Consider the following 5,945-nt stretch of genomic DNA (forward strand, 5'->3'; position numbering starts at 1 on the left):
TTTATTGTAAAAATAATCAAAGCCGGTGAAATTTACTCGTCGTAAATTTCACCGGCTTTTTCATTATCAGAGCAGGGTTTTGTCCCAGCCTCTTTGATCCTCCCTCATAATACTCGGTGGGAAATATCACTGTACTGCTTTATACTTCAATAATGATAGGAAGGATCATGGGTTTTCGCTTAGTCTGCGAAAACAGGTATTGTCCAATTGATTTTTTAATACTTTGTTTCATCACATTCCATTGCTGGACATTATCATCCAAAAGGTCATTGACGGTGGACTTGACCAGCCTGTTAACTTCATTTAAAAGTTCCTCTGAATCCCGCGCATAGACAAATCCTCGAGAAATGGTGTCTGGCCCGGAAATAATTTTCCTTTCCGATTTACTTAATGTAATCACAATGACAAGCATTCCATCTTCGGACAGCTGTTTGCGGTCACGTAGCACAATACTTCCAATATCTCCAACACCGACTCCATCAACAAATGTATTTCCGGCCTGGATTCTTCGTGTCTGGCGGGCAACCGAATTTTGCACATCCACCACGTCTCCGTTCGTAATGATAAATGTATTTTCACGTTCCACTCCGACTGATTCCGCGAGCAGACGGTGCTGGTGCAGCATTCGAAACTCACCATGGATAGGCACAAAATAGGTCGGTTTCATCAAGGTAAGCATCAGTTTTAGTTCCTCTTGATTGGCATGTCCTGACACATGCATTCCTGTCGTACTACCTGACCCATAAATGACATGGGCTCCAAGCTGGAAAAGATTGTCAATAATCTTTGAAACTCCCCGTTCATTCCCGGGTATCGGGGAAGCGGCAAGAATAACGGTATCATCTGGCAAAATACTTACATCCCGAAAATTGTTGCTTGAAAGACGTGCAAGAGCCGCCATTGGTTCACCCTGACTTCCGGTACAGAGGATTGCAACCTTTTCAGGAGCCAAATGATTGATTTGGGATTGGTCAATGAGCATCCCTTCAGGAATGTCAACATACCCACGCTCCCTTGCCACTTCCACTACGTTTACCATACTTCTGCCAAGTAGTGCAAGCTTCCTGTTGGTCTTGCGGGCAGCGTCGATTACCTGCTGAACTCGATTGACATTGGAAGCAAAGGTCGAGATAATGACTTTCCGTTCCGCCTTGGCAAAAGCCTCTTCAATATGAGTTCCCACCACCCGTTCTGAGGTTGTGGAACCGGGGCGTTCTGCATTCGTGCTTTCTGACAATAGAACCAATACACCCTGACGGCCAATTTCAGCCATCTTGTGTATGTCTGCATACTGCTGATTAACGGGAGTCAGATCAAACTTAAAATCTCCTGTATGAACGACTCTCCCTTCAGGAGTATCAAAAACAATTCCAAGGCAATCGGGGATACTGTGGTTTACTTTAAAGAAAGAAACCTCGATTTCCCCAAATTTCAGCCTGGATTCTGAATTGATTAATTCCAGCCTGGTTTCACCAAGCAGGCGATGCTCCTTAAGTTTCAATTCGATTAATCCGAGCGTAAACCTTGTTGCATAAATAGGGACATTCAAGGTTTTCAGGAAATAAGGGATCCCGCCAATATGATCTTCATGTCCATGAGTGACAATTAAAGCGCGGATTCTTTCCTGATTTTCCTGTAAATAGGAAAAGTCCGGGATGATAAGGTCAATTCCTAATAAGCTTTCATCGGGGAATTTGGAACCGCAATCAATAATCAAGATATCGTTTAAGTACTCGAGAGCATACATATTTTTCCCGATTTCGTTTACGCCTCCCAAGGCAAAGATCGACAGTGTGTTATTTGCTGTGCTCATAATCATCCTCCGGTAATCTGAAATAATGTTAGTATGTCCGTGAATCGCAAAGCTTATAAAAAAATCTGATCGCCTTTCCTTTAATCATGTCTTCACGAACTAAAAACAACATGGTTAAAACAACTACCAGGGAATAAACGATGGAGGATTGGCTCACGCTATATCTAAAAGGACATGGAGGGGATCAGCTTGGGGCCTTATGAGATAACTGAAATGATTATTGACGATGATTTCTATGGGCAAGAAACAGTAACAGCACATTTCACCTATAAACAAGAAAATTACAGCATCACTTTTAACAAAGGTGATTTAGAGGTCCTGAATGCCTGGGTTCTTAAAAAGGGTACTTCGTTACCGGCAAACGTATCAAACATCCCGATTGGATGGATAAGAAAAGCAGTGGATAAGGAAATTACAGATGGTCACACGCCATATTAAAAAGCCGCGGAAAATAACGCGGCTTTCCCCTTAAAAAGGGTCATTATTGATTTCGGTGTAGGATTCAATAGCCTGGTCCAATGCATTGTAGGCCTCGCCAAATGCAGCTGATGCTGAAATATCCCCTGCATTTTCCAGCTGAGGCTCGGCATTTCGTGCCTGGGTTAAAGACCTGATGACATCTTCAATCATCGTACCCTTATCTCCGTACTGCTCCTTTGCAGCCTGAAGCTGCTGGATCGTCTTGTTCAAATCATGTGATTGTGGATTGTCATATGCCTTTTCCAACTCTTCTTTTGCCTGCTGTAAAATGTCTTTCATCCTAACCCCTCTTTTCTCGATATTCTTGAACCACAAGTAGTATGGCCAGACGGGGTAAAGCTATTCATTATCAGCCTGCAGGCTGGCTCTCCTATGGCAAAGCATTTGTTTGTTAAAGCTTCCCTGTAAAAGCCTCTGATTTGAAGCTTAAAGATATTTATTAGTATAATATACCTACCCCTTATCTCACTTTAAAGATTTCAACTGCTGAAAATCGTGAAAAGCATAGAATGGGAAGGAATTCTTATTTCTATAGAGAATACAGTATAAACAAGGGGACTTAAATAAAATATACATATTTGCACGGAATATTGAATGAGGTGGTTGTTAAAATGGAATATATGCCTGACGAAGAGCTTGGATTGACCGATTTCATCATTAAAAACAGGCAGACGTTTGAACAAACTCTTCTCAAGGAAGCGGTTAATGTAGCATCAAAAATAACTGATATCCTTAATACAGGAAATATTGACCTTCTAAAAAATGCCGAAAAGTTAGTAATCTATATTACAGGCAATCAGGAGGATAACTTGATTGCTTTCGCAAAACAGGAAGGTGTGGCCTGGGCGCAGCACTCCCTGACACTTTCATTCAAGCTTGAATGGGTTCAGGCTATTAGAAGGACTTTATGGCACTTCATGTACCAATTTGATCAAGTGAATGGCAATGATCTAAACAGGGAAGAGTTCTTTTCAAAAGAAAAAAGGATAAATGACTTAGTAGACAAATTTCTAAATACTTTCTTCATTAGCTATTCTAATTATAAAGACGAATTAATTAACTCCCAAAGGAAACTGGTCGAGCACTTGTCCGTGCCAATTATCCCAATCAGTCCCACTGTAGCAGTATTGCCATTGATAGGGCTGGTCGACTCTTATAGAATGCAGACAATCGAAGAAAAGGTTTTAATGGACATTGCAAATTTAAAAGTTCAAAGATTAATTATGGATTTGTCTGGTGTCGCCGATATGGAAATGGATGTCATTGACCTGTTTCAAAAAGTCTTGAAAGGGATTTCCATGATGGGGTGCAAAGCCACAATAACTGGCTTACGGCCTGAACTAGTCAGGAAAATGGTTCATTCAGGGATAGCATTTAATAAACATTCGGAAACAAGAGGAACTCTCCAGGAAACCTTGAGAAATCACTTAATTGTTGGCTGATAATTTACGGTGAAAAAGCCCCTTTGTGCGTCAGCAAGGGGCTTTTTTCGTTTCGGGCTATTCTGTCCAGAAAACAGGGGAAGCTAAGAATGAGTACTTATTAGCCCCAAAAAAGCAGTCAGGAAAAAAGGAGAATTCACTTGGACTTTCTATCTATTAATCATTGGGATCCTGTGCTTTGGAATCTGGTCGATGAACTTTATCAAGAGGCTTTTGGGAAAAATGGAGCCAAACCTGTTTCCATCATTCAAAACATGTTTGAAAAGCAGCTTTGCGTTCTTCATTTAATGTTAGAAGGCAATGAGGCTGTTGCTATGTCCCTCACAGGGGCAATTCCAAGCAAAGGAATTCTGATTATTGATTATCTAGCTGTCAATAAGGATCGGAGACTCAAGCAATATGGCTGGAATATGGTCGACTATATTAAAAAATGGGCTATGGCTCGGCGAGAATACAGCCTGATTCTCCTGGAGGCCGAATGTGATAAGACCGCCGATGCACTTGTAAGAATTTCTTTTTGGGAAAAGTGCGGTTTTGAACTGCTTGGCGATTATATTCATCAATATATTTGGGTTCCCGAGACATATCAGGCAATGAGGTTTGTTTTACAGCAGGATTCCGCCATTCCTGCAACTGGAAAGGAATTGTTTAAATATATTGTTTCTTTTCATAAAGAATCGTATCGCCACGAAAAGTAAAAGTCTGAATGCACCTTCAATAACTATAGCCTTTTAACATAGAAGGTACGGTTTCTTGGGCCATCAAACTCACAGAAATATATACCTTGCCAAGTACCAAGCACTAAACTTCCATCGCTAACGATTACAATCTGGGACGAACCTACAGTGCTCGCTTTCATGTGGGCCGCTGTATTGCCTTCCATATGACGGTCCAGTTCATGGTGCCACGGGTAAATCTCATCAAAGCGGCGAAGCATGTCCCGTTTGACATCGGGGTCTGCATTTTCGTTTATAGTGATCCCAGCAGTTGTATGAGGACAATAGACGATTACAGCCCCTTCCCTCATCCCTGTTTCAGTGATAAAAGACTGGACCTGTGGTGTCACATCAATCATTTGATCCCGTTTTTCCGTTGTAAGGCCTAGTTTCTTTAGCATTGCAATTCTCCTTTCATGCCTAAAACTTGATTATAGGAGAATTTTAACATACAAACCGGCTGAACATGAACGGAGGAGGTTTGCTCCAGCATCATCAGGTTGGAAAGGCAGCTTAAAAAGCTGAAAATGGATTTCAAATTAATTGAATGATTAAAAAAGGAGTGTAAGGATCGGGACTAAAAGAGATAAAAATATAGCTGAGGTGGTCACTGCAATATTGCCCATAGCTCCTTCTTCTTTTCCCCATGCAAAGGATCGATTTGCTCCGAGCATCTGAGCAGAAGTTCCCATTGCAAGACCCTTTGCCGACTTGCTGTTAATTCCCAGCAGATAAAGCGTTTTTGGGCCCACGATAAGAGAAATCAGTGCCGAGGTAATCACAAAAAAGATGGTGGTCGATGAAATGCCTCCAAGATCGCTTGAAATGATTAAAGCAATTGGCAAGGTAACGGACCGGGGAATCAAAGAGGCTAGAAGCTGCTCCTGTAAATGAAAAATATGGGACATGGCAATTACGGCTGCCAAACCTAATGCTGTCCCCATTATTACTCCTGCGATAATTTTTTTATAGTTCTTTTTTAAATAAGACAATTGTTTATAAAGCGGGACTGCCAATGATACAACAGCCAGCTGCAGTAACTGGTTAAAAACAGAACTTGCCTGAAGATAAGCATCAGCCTGAATATGAAAGGCGAAAATAACAGCTATGAGCAGTGCAGAGGCAGTGTATAACGGATTGAGCCAAGGCTTTTTATATTTTTTGTAGAGTGTCAGGCTAAAAAGATAACTGCCAATGGTAATCGCAATGCAAAGCATGATAAGAAGAGGCATCATCCAGTATTCCTCCCTCTATAAATATTGATATATCAACGGTTTGACCCGTTGGTGGGATGCCAAAAAATATTTTTTTGACATACGCCCTAACAGATATTAATAAATATGTGATTCTCTTACAGTTGGTGGATACGCTGCGCGGTCACTACTGGGTAAAGGTGGTAAAAGTAGTGATCAGTAATTATGCGATGCACAATGGATCTCTGCGTAGCTTATGATGACGTACCCTCCCATGTCTCTGGGCATCTAAGTGCCTACA

Annotated in this window: 7 protein-coding genes; 3 read left to right on the forward strand and 4 right to left on the reverse strand. The window is 41.4% G+C overall.

Features of this window, described 5'->3' with window-relative positions; genetic code table 11:
* Nucleotides 1-139: 139 nt before the first annotated feature.
* Nucleotides 140-1,813 carry a ribonuclease J gene (locus EV146_RS26620; protein ID WP_132011598.1) on the reverse strand — a complete coding sequence of 558 codons (1,674 nt, stop codon included), beginning with the start codon at nucleotides 1,811-1,813 and terminating at the stop codon, nucleotides 140-142.
* Nucleotides 1,814-2,026: 213 nt separating this feature from the next.
* Between EV146_RS26620 and EV146_RS26625 the strand changes: the two genes are divergently transcribed.
* Nucleotides 2,027-2,251 (forward strand): hypothetical protein, encoded by a 225-nt coding sequence (locus tag EV146_RS26625; protein ID WP_241994064.1) that lies wholly within the window; start codon nucleotides 2,027-2,029, stop codon nucleotides 2,249-2,251.
* Between the two features lie 30 nt (nucleotides 2,252-2,281).
* On the opposite strand, the gene EV146_RS26630 is transcribed toward EV146_RS26625, so the two are convergent.
* Nucleotides 2,282-2,572, reverse strand: coding sequence for a hypothetical protein (locus EV146_RS26630; protein WP_121613034.1), 291 nt, complete (start codon nucleotides 2,570-2,572; stop codon nucleotides 2,282-2,284).
* Between the two features lie 332 nt (nucleotides 2,573-2,904).
* Here EV146_RS26630 and EV146_RS26635 point away from each other — a divergent pair, with 332 nt between their 5' ends.
* Entirely contained in the window at nucleotides 2,905-3,735 is an 831-nt protein-coding gene (locus tag EV146_RS26635; protein WP_132011600.1) for an STAS domain-containing protein, read from the forward strand.
* Nucleotides 3,736-3,875: 140 nt separating this feature from the next.
* Entirely contained in the window at nucleotides 3,876-4,433 is a 558-nt protein-coding gene (locus EV146_RS26640) for a GNAT family N-acetyltransferase (RefSeq protein ID WP_158287236.1), read from the forward strand.
* Between the two features lie 23 nt (nucleotides 4,434-4,456).
* Here EV146_RS26640 and EV146_RS26645 read toward each other — a convergent pair whose 3' ends face one another.
* Together EV146_RS26645 and EV146_RS26650 are read right to left on the reverse strand one after the other, a co-directional pair.
* Entirely contained in the window at nucleotides 4,457-4,852 is a 396-nt protein-coding gene (locus EV146_RS26645; RefSeq protein ID WP_132011602.1) for a secondary thiamine-phosphate synthase enzyme YjbQ, read from the reverse strand.
* A gap of 150 nt (nucleotides 4,853-5,002) precedes the next feature.
* Nucleotides 5,003-5,686 (reverse strand): LrgB family protein, encoded by a 684-nt coding sequence (locus tag EV146_RS26650; RefSeq protein ID WP_132011603.1) that lies wholly within the window; start codon nucleotides 5,684-5,686, stop codon nucleotides 5,003-5,005.
* Nucleotides 5,687-5,945 lie beyond the last annotated feature (259 nt).

The sequence above is a fragment of the Mesobacillus foraminis genome (genome assembly GCF_004340465.1).
Lineage (GTDB): Bacteria > Bacillota > Bacilli > Bacillales > Cytobacillaceae > Mesobacillus_B > Mesobacillus_B foraminis.

Excerpts from the sequence above, each read along its gene's own strand:
- EV146_RS26645 (WP_132011602.1), bottom strand. The coding sequence starts at position 4,852 with ATGCTAAAGAAACTAGGCCTTACAACGGAAAAACGGGATCAAATGATT.
- EV146_RS26620 (WP_132011598.1), bottom strand. The coding sequence starts at position 1,813 with ATGAGCACAGCAAATAACACACTGTCGATCTTTGCCTTGGGAGGCGTA.
- EV146_RS26625 (WP_241994064.1), top strand. The coding sequence starts at position 2,027 with ATGATTATTGACGATGATTTCTATGGGCAAGAAACAGTAACAGCACAT.
- EV146_RS26650 (WP_132011603.1), bottom strand. The coding sequence starts at position 5,686 with ATGATGCCTCTTCTTATCATGCTTTGCATTGCGATTACCATTGGCAGT.
- EV146_RS26630 (WP_121613034.1), bottom strand. The coding sequence starts at position 2,572 with ATGAAAGACATTTTACAGCAGGCAAAAGAAGAGTTGGAAAAGGCATAT.
- EV146_RS26635 (WP_132011600.1), top strand. The coding sequence starts at position 2,905 with ATGGAATATATGCCTGACGAAGAGCTTGGATTGACCGATTTCATCATT.